Genomic DNA, 18249 nt, shown 5'->3' with positions numbered 1-18249 from the left:
AGCTTCCCCGAAAACCTATTGACAGCATGCTGTCATTATGCCAGTCTGCTTCCATGAGTACACAGACCAAGACCATCGCCATCTATGCCACCGAGACCATGGCCGACTGGGAGTACGCGTACCTCACCGCCGAGGTCACCCGTGCCGAGCAGCTGCGGCCGGGACGATTCCAGGCCGTGTTCGTCGGCGACGGGACCGCCCCGGTCCGGTCCCTGGGCGGCCTGACCATCACGCCCACCGTCGACCTGGACGAGCTGGCAGAGATGCCCGGCCTCGCGGCCCTGGTGATCCCGGGCGCCGACACCTACGGCCCCGACACCGGAGCAAGCCCCCACGAGCAGCTGCTCGCGATTCTCCCCCGCCTGCTCGACGCCGGAACCCCGGTCGCGGCCATCTGCGGCGCCACCCTGCTCCTGGCCCGTGGCGGCTTCCTCGACGACCGCAGGCACACCTCCAACGCCAAGATCGTCCTCGAGATGAGCGGCTACGCCGGAGCCGAACACTACGTCGAGGCACCCGTCGTCACCGACCGCGGCATCACGACCGGCAGCGGCGTGCATCCGGTGGAGTTCACCGCCGAGATCTTCCGGCTGACCGGGCTCGTCCCCGACGAGATCACCACACCGTGGGAGCAGCTCTACCTCACCGGGCGGCCCGAGGCCTTTTATGCATTGATGGCGGCTCAGGGTGCCTTCGCGAACTCCTGAGGGGGACGCGCTGACCGCGCTGGTCCTGCCGGCATTCGAGCTCAACGGCGAATTCCTTTCCGCCGCAGCGATGATCACCACCCCGCACGACCTGACACCGGCGCAATGGCAGGTCCTCGGCGCCGTGCTCGGCGAGCCGCGCCCGGTCGCGGCGATCGCGCGGCGCATCGGTCTCGGCCTGACCCGGCAGAGCGTGCAGCGGGTCGCCGACGACGTCGTGGCGCGCGGCTGGGCGCGCTGGCAGGACAACCCCGACCACAAGCGGGCCAAGCTGCTCACCCCGACCGACCGGGGAGTGGCCGCGGTCCGCGCGATGGCCGGCGAGCAGCGCGCCTGGGCCGACGCGGTCGGCGCTGACATCGGGATCGCCGACCTGGAACTGCTCGGCCGGTTGATCCGCCGCGTGATCGACTCCTCCCGCACCCACCGAACGGCCGACCAGACTCACGACGGATAGGGCAGCAACCCGATCTCGGTCAGCCGGCGCCCCCGGCGACGCAGCAGCGTGCGGAATGCCGCACCCAGCGCGTTCAGCCCCTCCGCCCGCCAACACGCGCCGATCTCGCGCTCCGCCCCCGGATCGACCAGCGGCACCTCGACGAACCCGTGCGCGCCGCGCGGGTCGCGTGGCGCCACGGCGACCCCAAGACCCGCCGAAACCAAGCCGCGCACCGTGCTCAAGTTGTCCCCCTCGAACGCCACCGCCGGGGTGAATCCGGCCGCGCCGGCCAAGTCGCTCAGGATCGTGCGCATCCCATACCCCGGCTTGACGCAGACGAACGGCTCCTCCGCGGCGGCCGCGAGTTCGCACCGGGCGCGGGTGGCCAGCCGGTGTCCGGTGGGGACGACCAACACGAGCGGTTCGACGTGCAACCTCAGGCTGGTCAGCCCGCTGCGCTCCTCCAGCGGGGAGATCAGCGCAAACTCGGCCTCCCCGTTGGCAAGTGCGGCCAGGCAACCGTCGCGGGAGAGTTGCAGCAGCGCGAAGTCCACCCCCGGGTGCTCGCGCAGGAAGGTCTTGACGAGCGCCGGCACCACCCGTTCGCCGAGCGTGCCCTGGAAGGCCAGGCCGATGCTTCCCCGCGCCGCCGCATCCCGGGCCCGGACCGCCTCGACCCCGTCGGTGGCCGCGGCGACGACGGCGGCGGCATACGGAACCAGGGCCAAGCCCGCGGGGGTGAGCCGCAGCTCCCGTCCGCTGCGGGCGACCACCTCGCTGCCGAGCTCCTTGCCGAGCCGGGCGAGGCTGCGACTGATCGTCGACTGGGGCAATTGCAGCAGTTCCGCTGCCGCCGTGGTGCGCCCGGTCTCCGCAAAGGCGGCGAACGCGGGCAGCAGGGCCGCGATGTGCCGGGCCGTGGGGTCCATGCCTGATTATCCGCTAACGCATTAGTTTTCGTGAAAAGATGCATTGGACGCTGGTATGCCGTGCTCTCTAACCTCGATGAGGGTGAGCCAGGTGAGCGTGGTGAGCACGGTGCCGGCGGCCCGGTTGGTCGCCGGGTCGCGGGGCTACAAGCGCGCGATCGCGGCCTTGTGGGCGGCCGGGTTGGCGACCTTCGGCCAGCTCTACTACCCCCAGGGGCTGTTGCCGCTCATCGGCCGTGACCTGGGCATTTCGGCGTCCGACGCCGCGCTGACGATGTCCGGCGCCACCCTCGGCCTGGCCGCCGCGGTGATCCCCTGGTCCGTCGTCGCGGACCGGATCGGGCGGGTCGCGGCGATGCGAATCGCCATCGTCGCGGCCACGGTGATCGGCCTGCTCGCCCCGCTCGCGCCCACGCTGCCGGTGCTCATCACCCTGCGGGTGCTGCAAGGGGTGGCGCTCGGCGGCATACCGGCGCTGGCGTTGACCTATCTCGGCGAGGAGGTGCATCGGGCGGACGCGGCCTATGCCGCGAGCAGCTATGTGGCGGGAACCGCCTTCGGTGGGTTGCTCGGCCGGCTGACCGCCCCACCGATCGCGGAGTATGCCGGGTGGCGCCTGGGCGCGCTCGTCGCCATGGCCCTGTCCGGGATTGCCGGCGCGTTCTTCCTGCTGCTCCTCCCCCGCGCCGCGCAGCCGCTGCGGTCGCGTGAGGGCGCCTCGCTGGTGCGCGCAGTGCGCGGCAACCTGCGCCCGGCCATGCTGGCGCTCTATGCCCAGGCGTTCCTGCTCATGGGCGGCTACGTCGCGATCTACAACTACCTGGGCTATCGCCTCGAACGGCCGCCCTTCTCTTTGCCGGTGTCGGTGACCTCGCTGCTCTTCCTCGCCGCGGTCACCGGCACCGTCTCCTCGCGCTGGGCCGGCCGGCTGGCCGGGCGGCATGGGCGGGCGCCGGTGCTCATCGGTGCGGCGGGGGTGATGGCCGGCGCGACGGCGCTGACCATCATCGACTGGCTGCCCGCGGTGCTCGCCGGGCTGACCGTCCTGAGCGCCGCCTTCTTTGCCGGGCACGCGATCGCCTCGGGCTGGGTGACCCACCGCGCCACGGACGGCACAGCGCAGGCGGCGGCGCTGTATTCGCTTGCCTACTACATTGGCTCGAGCGTGTTCGGTTGGCTCGGCGGGATCGCGTTCACCGTCGGTTGGCGGGGCACGGCGGGCATGGTCGCCGCGCTGTGCGTGCTCGCCGTGGCGTGCACGGTGCTAACGAACCGGCCGGTCAGGCCGGGCGCTCGTCCTCGCGCTTGCTGCTGAGCACCAGGCCCGCGGCCAGCGGCACCAGTCCGGTCCCGGCGAGGGCAATCGCGGCCCGCGCCTTCGGGACGGCCGAGATGCCGGCCGCCACGAGCACGGCCCCGAGCGTGATGAGCGTCTTGTCCATGGGGGTCTCCTCCCTGTCGCCCTACGACAACGTTCCCGGCCCGCGGTCTATGCCGCGCGGCATACGATCGGCTGTTATGCAGGCCGTGACGATCCCCGAGCCCGGCGGGCCGCAGGCCCTTGTCCTCGCCGAGGTCCCCGATCCCGATCCCGCGCCGGGCGAGGTCGGCGTGCGGGTCGCCGCGGCAGGCGTCAACCGCGCCGACGTCATGCAGCGGATGGGCCGCTATCCGCCGCCCGCGGGTGCGCCGGAGTATCCCGGGCTGGAGGTCAGCGGCACGATCGACGCGCTCGGTGCTGGCGTCGAAGGCTGGCGCGTCGGCGATCAGGTCTGCGCGCTGCTGTCCGGCGGCGGGTATGCCGAAGCCGTCTGCGTCCCCGCCGGCCAGCTGCTGCCGATCCCCGCGGGGGTGTCGCTGACCGACGCGGCCGGGCTGCCCGAGGTGGCCTGCACGGTGTGGTCCAACATCGTCATGACCGCCCAGCTCGCCGAGGGGGAGGTGCTGCTCGTTCACGGCGGCTCGTCCGGCATCGGGACGATGGCGATCCAGATCGCCCGCCAGTTGGGTGCCCGGGTCGCGGTCACCGCCGGCTCCGCCGACAAGCTGGCCGTATGCCGCTCGCTCGGCGCCGAGATCCTCGTCAACTATCGGGACGAGGACTTCGTCGAGACGGTGCGCGCGGCGACCGACGGGCGCGGCGCGGACGTGGTGCTCGACAACATGGGCGCGAAATACTTGCCGCGCAATGTCGAGGTGCTGGCCACGGGGGGACGGCTGGTCGTCATCGGCCTGCAGGGTGGCGTCAAGGGCGAGCTGAACCTCGGCCAGTTGTTGTCCAAGCGCGGGTCGGTCTTTGCGACGTCACTGCGCGCCCGGCCGGCGGCCGAGAAGGCCGACATCGTTGCTGCCGTGCGGGAAAACGTGTGGCCGTGGATCGAGTCCGGTGCGGTGAAGCCGATCATCCACGCGAGCTATCCGTTGGCCGAGGCGGCCCGGGCACATGCCGATCTGGAGGCCAGCGGGCACATCGGCAAGCTCCTGCTGCTGACCGGTTCTGCCGCGCCCTAGCTACGCCGGCGTGGTCCAGAGCGCGCTCAGCGGCAACGCACGCAGCCGGTCCCCGAAGGTGAGGGCGTGCTCGCCGAGATAGAGCACATATCCCGCAAGGAAATCGTCGCCGATCCGGTCGCGCACGTGGCTGAGGCCCCGGAAGTCCTCGCCGCGGATGGTTGTCGAGGACTTGACCTCGATGGCGATGACCTGGCCCAACCGGTTTTCGAGGATGAGGTCCACCTCGACACCATCCTTGGTCCGATAGTGATACAGCCCCGCGCGCGTGGCCGACCAGGTCAACTGCCTCGCGATCTCCATGGCGACGAAGCCCTCGAGTAGGTGGCCCAACGCCCCGTCGGGGCGCGGCAGGCGACGGGCGGATTGACCGAGCAGGTTGGCCGCGATGCCCGAATCGACCATGGCCACCTTGGCGCTCGCCACCGCCCGGCTGCTGAGATTGCGCGACCACGCCGGGATCCGTTTGACGAGGAAGACCTCCTCCAAAAGGCTGACGTAGCGGACCACGGTGGGCCGAGGCAGGCCCAGGTCGCTCGCGAGGGTCCCGGGAACGAGAAGCTGGCCGGAACGGGCAGCCACGAGAGACATAAGGGTCGCCATCTGCGATCGACGCTCGATCTGCGCCAGCTGCATGACATCCCAATTGATCAGGTCGGCACCGTAGTTGTCGAAGAACCGCTCCCGCCGCGCCCGCCCAGGGCCTTGCGCGGCACGATGCGACCCATCGGACTCTCGGGCACATTCACCATCGTGGAATGATGTCACGAGCGTTCATCTGGCCGCTGCCTTAGTGTTCGTTTGGCCACCCTTCCAGTGTTCTTTTGGCCGCAAAGTCAGCGTTCATCTGGCCAGCCCGCTGGGACAGGATCGCCTTGTCGAGAAGGCGGGGAAGAACTCTCCCCGCTAAGGTGGAGCCGAGGCGCTCAACATCAAGGATCCCGTCACAGACCGGCTGGCCCGCGAACTGGCGGCGACGGGTGAGTCCATCACCGTCGCGGCTCGCCGCGCGCTGGAGGAGCGCCTGCAGCGGGTGCGGGCCCGGGCGCGATGCGCGCAGTGCCGACGAGATCCTCGGCTACGACGATGCCGGGCTGCCAGAATTTCAACGGTCCTGGACACCTCGGCGGTGGCGGCGGTCGTGTTCGGCGAGCCGGAGGCCGAAGTCATGCTTGCCGCGATGCGCCGGTCCGCAGGCGATCTTGCTATCGGCGCTGCCACCCTTGTCGAGGCGGGAATCGTGGTCGAAGCCAAACAGGGGCCGGCCGCGTCGAGCGACCTGCGAACGCTGCTGTCCACCCTGGAGGTGCGGGTTCTCGACGTCGATGAGGGCCAGGCTGCGACGGCGGTGGCCGCCTGGCGCCGCTTCGGAAAGGGCCGTCACCCGGCCCGCCTGAACTTCGGTGACTGCCTCTCGTATGCCGCTGCCAAAGCCACCGGCGCGGCCCTGCTCTACACGGGCGACGATTTCCCGCAGGCCGATATCCCGAGCGGGTTGGTATAGCTCGAGCGGAACCAGCCGACCCGCCGAGGCGCAACCTGTCTCGTCCTCCGCGCCCGGGCCGGGCCGCCTGCAAGGATACGCCCATGGCGAGGCCGGGATCGACGTGGGACAAGCTTCCCAAGCTGGGCAAGGCCGCTGCCCACGTGCTCGGCGCGGGCCATCTCGCCGATGCTGCCGACGCGTTGACCGGCGTCAGCGACCCCGCCCTGGAGCGGTTCGTCGCCCGGGCGGCCCGCTCGCTCTCGGATCACGGAACAGCGTGCTCGGGAATCAGCGAGCACGACCGGGACGCGGCGGCCGACGCTCTCCTTGCTGTCCTCGCCGACGTGCAACCGGTGGACGCCTGGGGCGCCGCCGCTGACGGGCCTGAGCACGTCCACACCTTCCTGATGAACCAGGGCGGCAACGCCGCCCTGGACCGGTTCGCCGTGCACTACATCCCCCGCGATGACACCGAGCCCGGTCGCATCCTCCAACCGGGAGAAGACACCCCACCCGGCCACGCCTTCCTCATGCTTGTCGACCTCGTGGCCGATGGGGTCCACCAGCGCGCGATGGACGTCCCGGACACCGAGCGGGCGGCCATCCTCGGTCTGCTGCGACGGGTTCGCGACGGACAGCGAACCACCGACGACGCCCTGACCCAGATCACCGACATCCTGGAGCTATTAACCGCGCAGTCCGGCCCGCGAGCGCCCGGTCAGCGCTGGCCCGGGCTGATCCGCATCGGTGAGGATGCCTGTCCCCGCGAGGCAACTGCCTTCGTGGAGCGAGCGGAGCTGGACGCCATCCGCACAGGGTTCGAGTCCGGTTCCGCCGTCACCCTCTGCCAGTTGCAGGGGATGCGCGGCGTCGGCAAGTCGCAGCTCGCCGCGGCATACGCCCGCGAGTGCGATGCCGACGGGTATGACATGATCGCCTGGATCGACTCCCGCACCCGGAGCAGCGTGGTGACCAACCTGGGGCGCCTGGTCGCGGCATACGCACCCGGCGATCCGGACGAGGCCCCGGACGCGGCCGTCGCTCGATTGCTCGACGCCTTTGCCACCGCTGCGGGCGACGAGCGGCGGCTGATCGTCTTCGACAACGTCGAGCGGTATGCCGATCTTTACGGTTGCACTCCCAAAGACCCTCGCACCCGGGTGATCATGACGACCGTCCTCACCGGCCAGAGCTTGGGCACCCGCATTCCCGTCGAGGTGTTCACCGACGACATGTCCGCGGACTATCTGGGGCGCCGGACGCTGTTGCACGACGACGCCGGTGCCCGGTCGGTCGCGCACGAGGTGGGCAACCTGGCGCTGGCACTCGCCCAATCGGCGGCCGTCATTTCCGCTCGCGGCTATGACTATGCGCGCTTCCTTGCCGCGCTCAGGGCACGTCCGTTGCGAGACAACCTCCTTCGCGACGAAGCCGGCGACTACCCACTTGGCGCTGCCCGGGCCATCGAGTTCGCCATTGAGGCCGCGCTGTCCGACATCGATGGACAGGCTGGGACGGCCGAGCGCGCTTTGCGCCCCGAGTTGATCATCGTCCTCGACGCGCTGGCCGTGCTGGCCGAGGGAGGCGCGCCGGTGGCCTGGTTGCGGTCACTGGGAGACGAGTTCCGGATCGACGACGCCATCGCTCGCCTGGTCGGCTCCTCCCTGGCGTCCTATTCCGACGACCGCAGCACGGTGACGCTGCACCACCTCACCCGCCGGGTGTATGCCGAGGCTCACCTTGCGGCGGAGCCGGAGTTGGCTCGCGCGCAAGCGGTTGGTCTGGCCGCTCTCGCCGGCGGTCAGCCTCCATCGGAGGGCGTCGACTTCAGCGTCTGCCGAGCAGGGTGGGCCGGCTGGCTCGCCTATCTGGCCACCGTGCTCTCCAGCGAGACTCCGTTGACAGGCAGCGCGGACTTCATCAGCGTCGGCCAGCGCGGCGTGATCGGGGGCAACGAGCATCATCTTCCGTATGCGGTAATCGCCTGCGCCGCGCTGCCCGACGCCGCGGCTGAGGTCCTCGGCCCCGACCACCCCAACACCCTGACCTCCCGCAACAACCTCGCCGGCGCCTACGGATCGGCGGGGGACCTGGGCCGGGCCATCCCGCTCTACACCCAAACCCTCACCGACTCCGAGCGGGTCCTCGGCCCCGACCACCCCGACACCCTGACCTCGCGCAACAACCTCGCCGGCGCCTACCGGTCGGCGGGGGACCTGGGCCGGGCCATCCCGCTCTACCAGGCCACCCTCACCGACAGTGAACGCGTCCTCGGGCCCGACCACCCCGACACCCTGACCTCGCGCAACAACCTCGCGATCGCGTTGTGGCAGAATGGCAATCGGGAGGCAGCATACGAGGAAATGCAAGGGGCAGCGGAGCAAGCCGGCCACGTGTTGAGCGCGGGCCACCCGCTCGCCCGGCACCTTGCCGATCAGGCCGCCACGATGCGCGCCGCCCTCGGCGACGACGGGAAGGGCTGACGAGCTGGCTCACATGATTCGGCGCAGCACCGACAGGGGCAGGTGGCGCATCGCCGTGCCGAGCGGCACCCACGGCCAGGCGGGGACCCGGGCGTGGGCCTTCTTCTTCTCGATCGCCTCGACGATGGCCGTGACGCCGGTCGCGGTGTCGACCATGAACGGGGTGTGCTTGACCCGCTCGTTCATCTCCGAGCGGATATACCCCGCATAGATCACCGACACGTCGATGTCGAGGCCGGGCTCGCCGAGCATCTCGGCGCGGATCCCCTCGCCGAGGGAGGCGACGGCGGCCTTGGTCGCGGCATACGTCGTGACCGTCTTGGGCATGCCGCGCACCGCCGACACCGACGAAATCATCACGAGGTGGCCGCGCCTCTGGGCGCGGAAGATCTCCATCGCCGCCTCGCATTGGGTCAGTGCGCCGATGAAGTTCGTCATCGCCGTCTGTTTGTTGGCGTCCGGGCGGCCGGTGCCGATCGGGGCGCCTTTGCCCAGCCCGGCGTTGACGATGACCCGGTCGATGCTGCCGAAGTCGGCGCGGAAGCCGCGGAAGACCTCGAATACCTGGGCGTCGTCGGTGACGTCGAGGGCGCGAATCTCGATGCGCCGCTCCGGATGCCGTGCGCCGATCTCCGCCCGCAGCGCCTCCAGTCGCTCGGTGCGGCGCGCCGCGAGCGCGAGATCGTAACCGAGAGCGGCGAATTGGCGGGCCATCTCGGCGCCGAGTCCCGAGCTCGCGCCGGTGATGAGGATCGTGGTCATTCGTTCGCCCTTCTCGCTCTATCGCTCGGAGAGTAGTTCAGGACGCGCCTGCAGGTGCGAGAGCTCGCCCAGCGACCGCAGCCGCAGTCCGCGCTTGTCATGGGTCAGCCGCATGATCCCGGTGTTGGGGAACATCCCGAAGATCCGCCGCCACGTCTGCGGGCCGCCACCGAGAATCCGCGAGGCGATCGCGTTCTGCACGCCCCCGGAGGTGACGACGACCGCGGTGCCCTGGCCATCGAGCGAGCCGAGCACCGCGTCCAGCGCGACGTGCACCCGCTCGACGAACGTCGCATACGACTCGACGTGCCCGCCCTCTCCGGAGAGCCAGCGGTCCATCGCCGAGTCGAAGAAGCTCTCGAAATCCTGCGGCGCCCCGCGACCGGAGAAGTGCGCCAGGGCGCCGGTCATCGTCTCGTGCTCCGGGGTCGTGGACGCGGACGATGTCGTCGGCGTCGAGTTCGTTCCAGCGCTCGTCCTCGGCGACGGCATACTCCCAGCGGGCTCCGGCCACCAGCTCGGCCGCCGTCTCGCGATGCCGGCGCAGCGTCCCGCTGATGAGCACGTCGGGCACCACCCGTCGCGCCACCAACTCCTCCCCCACGGCCCGGGCCTGCGCGTGCCCCCGCTCGGTGAGCTGGTCATAATCCTCGTTGTCCCACGAGGCTTCGCCATGTCGAATGAGGAAGACGCGGCTCACGCGATCAGCTCCCGCGACCGCGCGTCGAGGATCCGGACGACCTCACCCATCCCGCGCGCCGTCGGATTCGTTGTCTGCCCATGGACGTAGCGATAGTAGATCTGCTGCGCGATGCCGGCCAGCCGGAAGGTGCCGAACAGCTCATAGAAGCGCCGGTCCCGTTCGCTCACCTCGATCGCCCGTCGCTGCTCGTATGCCGCCCACACCTGCTCGCGAGTCCACATCCCCGGCGCGGTGGTCGGCTGCAGCCGGATCGCCTGGATGGCGGCGGGATCGTCGGCCTGCGCCCAATAGGCGAGCGCCGAGCCGAGGTCCATGAGCGGGTCGCCGACGGTGGCTAACTCCCAGTCGAGCACACCGACGATCCGCGTCGGATCATCTTGCCCGAGAACGAGATTGTCGAACCGGAAGTCGTTGTGGATCAACGTATGCTGCACGTCGTCGGGTTGGTGGCGATCAAGCCAGGACATCAGCTCTTCGAGCGAGCCGACGTCGGGCGTGCGGGCGGCGCGATATCTGCGCGACCACCCCTCGACCTGGCGGTGCACATATCCCGGTCCCCTGTCGAGGCGCGCCAGCCCGGCCGCGTCGACGTCGACGGCGTGCAACTCGACCAGGGCGTCGATCGCGTTGTCGCACAGGCGCGTCACGTCGCCGGCAGTCAGCCCGAGCTCGGGCGGGATCGTCTTGCGGAGGATCGGCCCGACGAGGCGCTCCATGACATAGAACTCCGAGCCGATCACCGACTCGTCCCCGCAATAGCCCACCATCGGAACGACCTTGGGATAGACCGGTGCCAGCGCCGCCTGAATGTCGTGCTCGCGCGCCATGTCATGCGCGCCTTTGGCCTTGGTTCCGGCCGGCGGACGGCGCAGGATCAGCTCGCGCTCCGGCCAGCTGAGCAGGAAGGTCAAATTCGATGCGCCGCCGGAGAATTGCCGCACTTCGGGAGCCTCATCCAGACCGGTCGCGTCGGCGGCATTGTGCCGCAACCATTTCGCGACCGCGGTGACGTCGAAGGCATCCTCGGCGCGCACACCGCCAAGGGCCGGGACCGCTGCTGTGTTTGCCGTGTCGCGCGGGTCAGCCATTCCCACCTCCGTCGCGTCGCCGCCGCGCCATCCCCGCGCCGAGCCGGCGGCCGGACGCGGCATAGAGCGGCCAGGCCAGCCGCTTGGTCCAGAACGCGACATGCCCGAGGCGGTCGGTGAGGATGAGGCGCTTGCGGGCATCCATACCGGCAATGACCATTGCGGCAATCTGGTCCGCACTCGCCTTGGCCCCGGTGATTAGCCGCACGGCGCTCTCCTCCACCGAGGTGTCCTTGCCCTGCAAGGAGGTGTGCAGGTTGGTCTGGAAGAAGGCCGGGCAGACGACCGAGACGGCAATCCCCCACGGCGCCAATTCAAAACCCAGTGTCTCGGACAACGCGACGACGCCGGCCTTCGCCGCGTTGTAGGAGGACATCCCCGGACCGTGGACGAGGCCGGCGAGCGAGGCGATGTTGACGATGTGCCCGCGGTGCTGGTCCTTGAACAACGGCGTGAACGTCTGGCAGCCGCGGACGACGCCGAGCAGGTTGACGTCGATGACCCGCTGCCAGTCGGCGATCGACTCGACGTCGATCCGGCCGCCGGTGGCGACCCCGGCGTTGTTGACCAACACATCCAGGCCGCCGGTCGACTTCACGTGCGCCAGCGCTGCGTCCCAGTCCTGTTGGCTGCGCACGTCCAGCCGCAGATACTCGGCTGCGGCCGGGACGGTGGCGGGACGGTCGTCGGCAAGGTCACCGACGATCACCCGGTCGCCCCGGGCAAGCAGCAGCTGGGTCAGGGCGAGGCCGAGCCCGGAGGCACCGCCGGTGATCAGGATGCGCTGCACCTCAAGACCTCTCGGTCGCGGCGGGCACCGCGCGGTCGGCGGCGGACACCGCGGACGCCGGCAGGGCCGACCCGCGGGCGCGAGCAGCATACGGGCGGAGCATGAGTCGGGAGATCACGGCGAGGTGGACCTCGTCGGGACCGTCCGCGAACCGCAACGACCGGGCCAGCGAATAGGCCGTCGCCAGCGGGAAGTCCGTGCTCGTGCCGGCACCGCCGTGCAACTGGATCGCCATGTCGATGACATCGCACGCCATCTGCGGGACAGCGGCTTTGATCTCGCTGATCTCGCTGAACGCCTCGACCGGGCCGACCGTGTCGAGCCGCCAGGCGGCATACAGGACGTGCAGGCGCGCCTGGTTGACCGCTATCCGGGCCTTGGCCAGTCGCTCGCGGTTGCCGCCGAGTTGGACGATTGGCCGCCCGAACGCCACCCGGGACGTGGAGCGCTCCAGGGCAAGCTCGATCACCTTCTCGCACAGGCCGATCAGCCGCATGCAGTGATGAACGCGGCCGGGGCCGAGGCGGCCCTGGGCGATCTCGAAGGCGCGGCCCGGGCCGGCGAGGATGTTCTCGACGGGCAGGCGGACGTTGGTGAGCGAGACCTCGCCGTGGCCGAGCGGCTCGTCGTAGACGCCCATCGTCGAGAGCATGCGCTCGACCGTCACGCCGGGGGCGTCCATCGGCACCAACACCATCGAATGCCGTTGGTGGCGAGCAGCATCGGGGTCGGTGACGGCCATGAAGATGCCGACCTTGCAGTCGGGGTGACCGGCTCCCGAGGACCACCACTTGCGGCCGTTGAGCATCACCTTGTCGCCGTCGATCGTGGCCGTGGCCTCCATGGTGGTCGCATCCGAGCTGGCGACGCCGGGCTCGGTCATCAGGAAGGTCGAGCGGATCCGGCCGTCGAGCAGCGGGTCGAGCCAGGCGTCCTTCTGCTCCGGCGAGCCGTACTTGAGCAGCACCTCCATGTTGCCGGTATCGGGGGCGTTGCAATTGAAGATCAGCGGCGCGATGAACGAGCGGCCCATCTGCTCGGCGATGCTCGCGTAGTCGGTGTTGGACAGGCCGACGCCGCCGTCGGTGCCGTACTTCTCGGCATACGAGCCCTCGTGGCCGGCGGGGAGGAAGAGGTTCCACAGTCCCTCGGCGCGGGCGGCGGCCTTGAGCTCCTCGAGCTGCGGCGGCGGCGGCCACGGGTCCTCCCCGCGGGCCCTTCTCTCGGCGACGTCGGTGAGCATCGCGGCCTCGAAGGGCTCGATCCGGGTGTCGACGAAGCGGCGCACCCGCGCGGACAGGTCGGCGGCACGCGGGGATAAGGCAAACTCCATACCGTTGACACTAGTGCTTTATTGAGCAATGCTCAATAGCGTGACAGGCCAGGGCTCGCCCACCCGGGCGCGGTTAAGCCCGCAGGAGCGTCGCCGCCAGCTCGTGGGCATCGGGCTGCGCAAGTTCGTCGAGCGGCCGGTCCAGGAGCTCTCCCTCGACGAGGTCGCCGCCGAGGCCGGTGTCTCGCGCGGGCTGCTGTTCCACTACTTCCCGACCAAGACCGCCTATCACCAGGCGGTCGTCGCCGCCGCCGGTCGCCGGGTGCTGCGCACGGTCGCGCCCGACCCGGACACCACCGGCGAGCTGGCGCTGCGGCAGGTGATCGACCGCTTCATCGCGCAGATCCAGCGGCGACGCGCCTCCTACCTCGCGCTCGTCTATGGCCAGGCCGGCCCGCTCGGCGACGATCCCGGCGGCACGGCGACGACGCTGCGCTCCGGGATCGCCGATCTCGTATGCCGCACGCTCGCCTCCCCCGACCACCGCCCGGACCGGCCCGCCGACGACGCGTCCACCTCGGACCTGCCCGCGGCGGATTACCGCACCGCGGATTACCGCACCGCCCATGCCTGGGTCGCCTATGTCGAAGACCGCGCGCTGCATCTGCCCGAGGACGTCGACCCCGTCGCCCTCGACGCCGAGGTCGCCCATTGCGCCGCCGCCCTTCGCGCACTCCTCGCCGCTCACCGAACATGAGCGTGTTCATGTTCCGGGCACCGTGTTCACGTACCGACCACCCACTGCGCCACGGTCAGCGAGGTCAGCTGGAGGCGAGGGTCGGCGGACACGACTGTGGTGTGGTCGCCGGCAAGGCTCACCAGCCGGTATCCCGCGCCGCTCGCGACGCCGAGTGGCAGGCCACGCCACCACGGGGCGCTGACCAGCGCGCGGATGGGGGCGGACGAGGTCCCCAGTTCATTGACCCGGGCAGCCCGCACATCGAGCCGCATCAGCTGTGCTGAACCACCCGCGGAGCCGGCCAGCAGTTCTGGCGACGGCGCCACCGATCCATCCACCGTGAGCACTGCGAACCGGCCGGCGTCATCCAGGGTGCCGGCCCCAACCGGGCGGGTGAAGAACTCCGTCCCCGGTCCGCTGACGCTGGCGTACGACTCACAACCCACGTCGTTGTAATCCATGCCGAGCAGCGACCACTGACACAGCGGTGGCGGCCTCGCTGAGGTCCTCGGCATACCGCAGCACAAGCACAGCCCGCTGCTTGGGCGTGAGGAGGGCCAGCGCACGGGCCAGGTCGACGCGGGCGGCGACATCCACCGGCTCCCGCCTGAGCTCGTATGCCGCCGGCTCGCCGACCGGCTCACCGACGACCGTCCCGGCGGCATCGCGCTGCCAACGCCGCCAGTTGTCGACCGACTGGGTATCGAGCATCCGGCGCACATAGGCCTCCGGCGCGCCCCCGCGGGCGATCCGCGACCACCGCACCCCGGCGCGAACCAGCGTGTCCTGCACGAGATCCTCGGCGCCCTCCCGGGATTCGGTGAGCAGGAAGGCGGGGCCGCACCAGAGCGGCATACGGCGCCCGGACGAACTCCTCGAACTCCACCGGCTCTCCTCACCGAGCGTCCCAACCATCTCTTTACACGCCGCCCAGGCCGGCTGCGGAGGGGTGCCCCGCCCGATCCGTCAAGTTGACCATTCCACATACCCGGTATTAGGCTTGTCCGGATACCGGGTATTCACTCGGTGCTCCGGCGTCACGGGAGGGCCCATGTCGGTCAAATTGGGGTTGCTCGCCCTACTCGCCGAGCAGTCGATGTATGGCGCGCAGCTGCGCAGCGAGTTCGAGGCTCGCACCGGGGGGACCTGGCCGCTCAACGTCGGGCAGGTCTACACGACGCTGGCCCGGCTCGAGCGCGACGGCATGGTCGAGCAGGAGTCGGCGCCCGACGAGGAGGGCCGGATCCTCTATCACCTCACCGACCTCGGGATGACCGAGGTGATGGCGTGGTGGCAGACGCCGGTCGATCGCGACGAGACCCCGCGTGACGAGCTGGTCATCAAGCTCGCCCTGGCCGTCACCACGCCCGGGGTCGACGTGCGCGCCGTCGTGCAGACCCAGCGCACCGCGACCCTGAAGCAATTGCGCGACCTGACCCGGCTGAAGATGCAGGCCAGTGACCGGCAGGCCAGCGACAGCGCCACCAACAACGACCTGGCCTGGCTGCTCGTCGTGGAAAACCTCATCTTCGGCGCCGAGAGTGAGGTTCGCTGGCTCGATCACGTTGAATCGAGCCTCGCGCGAGCCGCCGCGTACCCGCACCAGCCCACGGCCGCCACGTCGGACGGCACCGCCAGTGAGGCCACCACCGGTCTGCTGGGCGCCGAGAAATAGCCACCACCGGTCCGAACGCGGAAACCGGATCGGCCGGTGGCTGGGCAGCTGGCGGATCTCCTTGGCGATGGCCGGCGCGAGGCACACCGTTATCGCGGGCGCAGCGCGCTGGTCGTCGTCATGGTCGCGCTGCCGGTGCTGCTCATCGTGGCCGGGCTGGTCTTCACCGCCACGGCTTCGGCCAGCGTCGGCGGCGAGCCCGAGCCGGTCCCGGCTACGACGACACCGACACCACCGCCAGCGCCGCCGCCCTCGCGCGGCTGGTCAACGGCCAGGTCACCCGATCCAGTTCGGTGAGGTCCGCTTTGCCATCGGCGAGCGGCATCTGCGGGTGCGGGGCGCTCTTCCTCGACCCCCGGGCCGGCCTCGGCAGCGCAGGCCTTGGCAGCAAGGCGGCGTTGACCAGCGGGCGCTGGCCGGTCTCGAACGCCGAGATCGTCGTGACCCCCGTGGGCGGCGCCACCGAGCTTCGCGATCGCCGCCTTTGCTGGTCACGGTGACGCTGATCAGCACGGCGCTCGCTCGGCGGCGTCCTCGGCACGGTGGTCGGCCTGGTCGCCGGCGCCGCGCAGGCGCGACGATCGCGACTTTGTCCGGTTCTGGTGCGCCCGGCAGGTCTCGATCACGGGCTCCCTGGTGACCGCGAAGTCGTGCTGCCGGTGCTGATCTACCGGGTGAGCGGCTCGCCGAGCCTGACCGCGCTGACGACCGTCCTGGAAGGGCTGCCCTATCTCCTGTTCGGCCTCATAGCCGGCGCCCTGAGCGACGGCTCGACCGGCGCCGGGAGATGATCGGGGCCGACCTCGCCTGCGCCGCGACGATCGCGTCGGTGCCGATTGCTCATGCAGCCGGCGCGTTGACCGTGCCGCATGTTCTGATCGCGGCGTTCACGACGCAGGCGCTGTTCACCTTCTTCGACGGGCGGCCTTCGGCGCGCTGCCCATGCTCATCGGCCGCGCCGGAATCGGGCTGGCCAATGCGGCGATCTGGGGCTCCGGCGGCATCCTCGACCTGACCGTCCCGGTCGGCGTCGGAGTGGCGCTGCGCACCCGCTCGACGGCGTGGGTGACCTTGGCCATGATGCCCGTCTCGGGTGTGGCCGGTCTGGCCGTCGCCGCCCAGCGCACGTGGTGGCTGGCCGGGTCAACACCGCCGGGCGGATGCTGTCCTTCGGCCTGGGCTGGACCACCGGCGCGCTGCTCGCCAGCGCGGTCGTCGCCCGGCTCGGGCTGCGGCCGGACTTGCTCACGCGGGGTCGCGGTGGGGCTGGTGGCCGCGGCCTACGCATGGCTCTCCTCGCTGCGCACCACCCGGTGACGGTCGCACGCCGGTCAGCACTGCGCTGTCTCGTCGCCGTGGACGGCGTCGATCTGCCAACCGGTCTCGGCCGGCACGAAGTCGTACACGAGAGACCAGACGCTGCACGTGTGGCCGTCCGGACCCCACTGCGACTCCTGGTTCGTCGTGATCGTGGCGCTCACCTTCGTCTCCTCGGGTAGCTCCTCGGTATCGGTGACGACAATGGCTCGCCAGTAGCTGGTTGCCAAACCTTGCGACCAGGTCTGCAAGCCGCCCATCACGCCTTGCAGGCGCGGGGTGAACACACTGAACGCACTCGCGTAGGAGCCGGCGTTGATCGACAGCCCGTGGGTATATAACGCCTGGGCGAAATCGGCCGCCCATGGGTCGTCGGCGCTGACCTCGACCGCAATGCTCGCGTCTCCGGGAGCCTCGACCTCGTCGGCGCAGGGAGCGGCAAGCGAGTCGGTCCGGTCGGCCCAGAGCGCCAGATAGGGCTGGAGATCCTTGGCCGGGACGACGTAGTTGGTGCCCTGCACTGGGATTCGGGTCTCCGGATCCCATCCTTCCCACACCTGGCCGCCGCTGACCAGCCCCAGCACTCGCCCGTCCCGGTCGAGGACCGGTCCTCCGCTGTTGCCCGGGTTGGTCGCGGCGTCGGTGACGAAAGCCTCCTCGACGCTCTGGTCGCTGTATTCGACCGGCCGCGGTAGCCCGCTCATGATCCCCTCGCTGATCTGCAGCGTCTCGGCATACAGCGGGAAGCCGACGACCGCCATGCTCGAGCCGCGATCCGGGAGTTCTGTGGCGAAGCTGAGCGGCGTCGCCGACGACGGGCTGGCGAGGCGGACCAGGGCAACGTCATTCTCCGGCGCTATGCCGATGACCTCGGCGGCCTGCAGCGAACCGGCCTCCCCGCGCACCGAGACGGTTCGCGCACCCGCCACGACGTGAGCCGCTGTCATGATCAGATCCGGGGCGACCACGAACCCCGAGCCGGACCCGCCCGACCCTTCGCACTGGGTGACGTCGATCCGCACGACGGCCGGCCCGGCCACTGCAAAGACGCTCTCCCACCCGGCCTTGGACGCGGGCGGCGATGGCGGCGCGCTGGACTTAGCTGTATCGGCTGCTGTCGACTCGGGTCCAGCGGTCGAGTGCGGCGTTTCCGTGACGGTGATGGGCGGACCAGTGGTCTCTGTGGTCTCATTCCCCAGAACACCGCAACCGGATAGCAGAATGGCCGTGGCCAGCGTGGCCGACCGGAACGCGTTCATCGCCTCTCCCCATGCGCAGGTACTCCTAGCAGCACGCTAAAGCCGGATGCGCAGTTCCGACAGCCCCTCATTCAAGGGACGTTCCCTC

At 70.2% G+C, this 18249-nt stretch carries 23 protein-coding genes and 2 pseudogenes; 13 read left to right on the top strand and 12 right to left on the bottom strand.

The window, feature by feature from the left end; genetic code table 11:
• The first annotated feature begins 53 nt into the window (after window positions 1-53).
• Window positions 54-707 (top strand): DJ-1/PfpI family protein, encoded by a 654-nt coding sequence (locus V9G19_RS15525; RefSeq protein ID WP_462286339.1) that lies wholly within the window; start codon window positions 54-56, stop codon window positions 705-707.
• A complete protein-coding gene (locus V9G19_RS15520; protein WP_462286338.1) occupies window positions 688-1164 on the top strand; it encodes a MarR family winged helix-turn-helix transcriptional regulator in 477 nt (158 codons plus the stop codon). Before V9G19_RS15525 ends, V9G19_RS15520 begins: the two co-directional genes overlap by 20 nt.
• On the opposite strand, the gene V9G19_RS15515 is transcribed toward V9G19_RS15520, so the two are convergent.
• Window positions 1152-2075 carry a LysR family transcriptional regulator gene (locus V9G19_RS15515; RefSeq protein ID WP_462286337.1) on the bottom strand — a complete coding sequence of 308 codons (924 nt, stop codon included), beginning with the start codon at window positions 2073-2075 and terminating at the stop codon, window positions 1152-1154. The two genes, V9G19_RS15520 and V9G19_RS15515, sit on opposite strands and share 13 nt — an antisense overlap.
• 100 nt (window positions 2076-2175) lie before the next feature.
• On the opposite strand from V9G19_RS15515, the gene V9G19_RS15510 reads away from it, so the two are divergent.
• On the top strand, window positions 2176-3390 hold the full coding sequence (locus tag V9G19_RS15510) for an MFS transporter (protein ID WP_462286336.1): 1215 nt from the start codon (window positions 2176-2178) through the stop codon (window positions 3388-3390).
• Here V9G19_RS15510 and V9G19_RS15505 read toward each other — a convergent pair.
• Entirely contained in the window at window positions 3356-3517 is a 162-nt protein-coding gene (locus V9G19_RS15505) for a hypothetical protein (RefSeq protein WP_462286335.1), read from the bottom strand. The genes V9G19_RS15510 and V9G19_RS15505 overlap by 35 nt on opposite strands.
• A 76-nt stretch (window positions 3518-3593) precedes the next feature.
• On the opposite strand from V9G19_RS15505, the gene V9G19_RS15500 reads away from it, so the two are divergent.
• The gene (locus V9G19_RS15500) at window positions 3594-4586 is read left to right on the top strand and encodes an NAD(P)H-quinone oxidoreductase (RefSeq protein WP_462286334.1); all 993 of its coding nucleotides are present in this window, start codon (window positions 3594-3596) and stop codon (window positions 4584-4586) included.
• On the opposite strand, the gene V9G19_RS15495 is transcribed toward V9G19_RS15500, so the two are convergent.
• Complete coding sequence (locus tag V9G19_RS15495) at window positions 4587-5354, bottom strand: ATP-binding protein (RefSeq protein WP_462286333.1); 768 nt, start codon at window positions 5352-5354, stop codon at window positions 4587-4589.
• A gap of 163 nt (window positions 5355-5517) precedes the next feature.
• On the opposite strand from V9G19_RS15495, the pseudogene V9G19_RS15490 reads away from it, so the two are divergent.
• From V9G19_RS15490 to V9G19_RS15480, 3 genes and pseudogenes are all read left to right on the top strand, one after another.
• Window positions 5518-5622: pseudogene (locus V9G19_RS15490) on the top strand (type II toxin-antitoxin system VapB family antitoxin); the annotation flags it as partial.
• Between the two features lie 66 nt (window positions 5623-5688).
• On the top strand, window positions 5689-6090 hold the full coding sequence (locus V9G19_RS15485) for a type II toxin-antitoxin system VapC family toxin (RefSeq protein ID WP_462286401.1): 402 nt from the start codon (window positions 5689-5691) through the stop codon (window positions 6088-6090).
• Between the two features lie 83 nt (window positions 6091-6173).
• Window positions 6174-8555 (top strand): tetratricopeptide repeat protein, encoded by a 2382-nt coding sequence (locus tag V9G19_RS15480; RefSeq protein WP_462286332.1) that lies wholly within the window; start codon window positions 6174-6176, stop codon window positions 8553-8555.
• A gap of 9 nt (window positions 8556-8564) precedes the next feature.
• Here the strand turns inward: V9G19_RS15480 and V9G19_RS15475 are convergent, their stop codons facing one another.
• The 6 genes and pseudogenes from V9G19_RS15475 to V9G19_RS15450 form a co-directional block, all read right to left on the bottom strand.
• Window positions 8565-9317: an SDR family oxidoreductase gene (locus V9G19_RS15475; RefSeq protein WP_462286331.1), complete on the bottom strand. Its 753-nt coding sequence runs from the start codon at window positions 9315-9317 to the stop codon at window positions 8565-8567.
• A gap of 18 nt (window positions 9318-9335) precedes the next feature.
• The gene (locus tag V9G19_RS15470) at window positions 9336-9809 is read right to left on the bottom strand and encodes a histidine phosphatase family protein (RefSeq protein WP_462286330.1); all 474 of its coding nucleotides are present in this window, start codon (window positions 9807-9809) and stop codon (window positions 9336-9338) included.
• 1 nt (window position 9810) lies between these two features.
• Window positions 9811-10017: pseudogene (locus tag V9G19_RS15465) on the bottom strand (histidine phosphatase family protein); the annotation flags it as partial.
• Window positions 10014-11108, bottom strand: a complete 1095-nt coding sequence (locus V9G19_RS15460) for a phosphotransferase family protein (RefSeq protein ID WP_462286329.1) — start codon at window positions 11106-11108, stop codon at window positions 10014-10016. The gene V9G19_RS15460 and the pseudogene V9G19_RS15465, both read right to left, overlap by 4 nt.
• Entirely contained in the window at window positions 11101-11898 is a 798-nt protein-coding gene (locus V9G19_RS15455) for an SDR family NAD(P)-dependent oxidoreductase (RefSeq protein WP_462286328.1), read from the bottom strand. Before V9G19_RS15455 ends, V9G19_RS15460 begins: the two co-directional genes overlap by 8 nt.
• Before the next feature lies 1 nt (window position 11899).
• Window positions 11900-13231 (bottom strand): acyl-CoA dehydrogenase family protein, encoded by a 1332-nt coding sequence (locus tag V9G19_RS15450; protein WP_462286327.1) that lies wholly within the window; start codon window positions 13229-13231, stop codon window positions 11900-11902.
• A gap of 40 nt (window positions 13232-13271) precedes the next feature.
• Between V9G19_RS15450 and V9G19_RS15445 the strand changes: the two genes are divergently transcribed.
• Complete coding sequence (locus tag V9G19_RS15445; RefSeq protein WP_462286326.1) at window positions 13272-13928, top strand: TetR/AcrR family transcriptional regulator; 657 nt, start codon at window positions 13272-13274, stop codon at window positions 13926-13928.
• A gap of 26 nt (window positions 13929-13954) precedes the next feature.
• On the opposite strand, the gene V9G19_RS15440 is transcribed toward V9G19_RS15445, so the two are convergent.
• Window positions 13955-14356: a hypothetical protein gene (locus V9G19_RS15440; RefSeq protein ID WP_462286325.1), complete on the bottom strand. Its 402-nt coding sequence runs from the start codon at window positions 14354-14356 to the stop codon at window positions 13955-13957.
• The gene (locus V9G19_RS15435) at window positions 14346-14765 is read right to left on the bottom strand and encodes a sigma factor-like helix-turn-helix DNA-binding protein (RefSeq protein ID WP_462286324.1); all 420 of its coding nucleotides are present in this window, start codon (window positions 14763-14765) and stop codon (window positions 14346-14348) included. Before V9G19_RS15435 ends, V9G19_RS15440 begins: the two co-directional genes overlap by 11 nt.
• A gap of 196 nt (window positions 14766-14961) precedes the next feature.
• Here V9G19_RS15435 and V9G19_RS15430 point away from each other — a divergent pair, with 196 nt between their 5' ends.
• The 5 genes from V9G19_RS15430 to V9G19_RS15410 all read left to right on the top strand — a co-directional run bounded on the left by V9G19_RS15430 (window position 14962) and on the right by V9G19_RS15410 (window position 16902).
• Complete coding sequence (locus tag V9G19_RS15430) at window positions 14962-15585, top strand: PadR family transcriptional regulator (protein ID WP_462286323.1); 624 nt, start codon at window positions 14962-14964, stop codon at window positions 15583-15585.
• Window positions 15586-15621: 36 nt separating this feature from the next.
• Window positions 15622-15882 (top strand): hypothetical protein, encoded by a 261-nt coding sequence (locus V9G19_RS15425; RefSeq protein WP_462286322.1) that lies wholly within the window; start codon window positions 15622-15624, stop codon window positions 15880-15882.
• Complete coding sequence (locus tag V9G19_RS15420; protein ID WP_462286321.1) at window positions 15879-16085, top strand: hypothetical protein; 207 nt, start codon at window positions 15879-15881, stop codon at window positions 16083-16085. Before V9G19_RS15425 ends, V9G19_RS15420 begins: the two co-directional genes overlap by 4 nt.
• Before the next feature lie 42 nt (window positions 16086-16127).
• On the top strand, window positions 16128-16376 hold the full coding sequence (locus V9G19_RS15415) for a hypothetical protein (protein WP_462286320.1): 249 nt from the start codon (window positions 16128-16130) through the stop codon (window positions 16374-16376).
• Between the two features lie 151 nt (window positions 16377-16527).
• Complete coding sequence (locus V9G19_RS15410) at window positions 16528-16902, top strand: hypothetical protein (RefSeq protein ID WP_462286319.1); 375 nt, start codon at window positions 16528-16530, stop codon at window positions 16900-16902.
• A 14-nt stretch (window positions 16903-16916) separates the two neighbouring features.
• On the opposite strand, the gene V9G19_RS15405 is transcribed toward V9G19_RS15410, so the two are convergent.
• Window positions 16917-17942 (bottom strand): S1 family peptidase, encoded by a 1026-nt coding sequence (locus tag V9G19_RS15405; protein ID WP_462286318.1) that lies wholly within the window; start codon window positions 17940-17942, stop codon window positions 16917-16919.
• Window positions 17943-18249 lie beyond the last annotated feature (307 nt).

The organism is Nostocoides sp., from assembly GCF_037045025.1.
Lineage (GTDB): Bacteria > Actinomycetota > Actinomycetes > Actinomycetales > Dermatophilaceae > Nostocoides_A.
The sequence above is the reverse complement of the archived record's forward strand: the minus strand, read 5'-3'. Positions and strand labels throughout refer to the sequence as shown.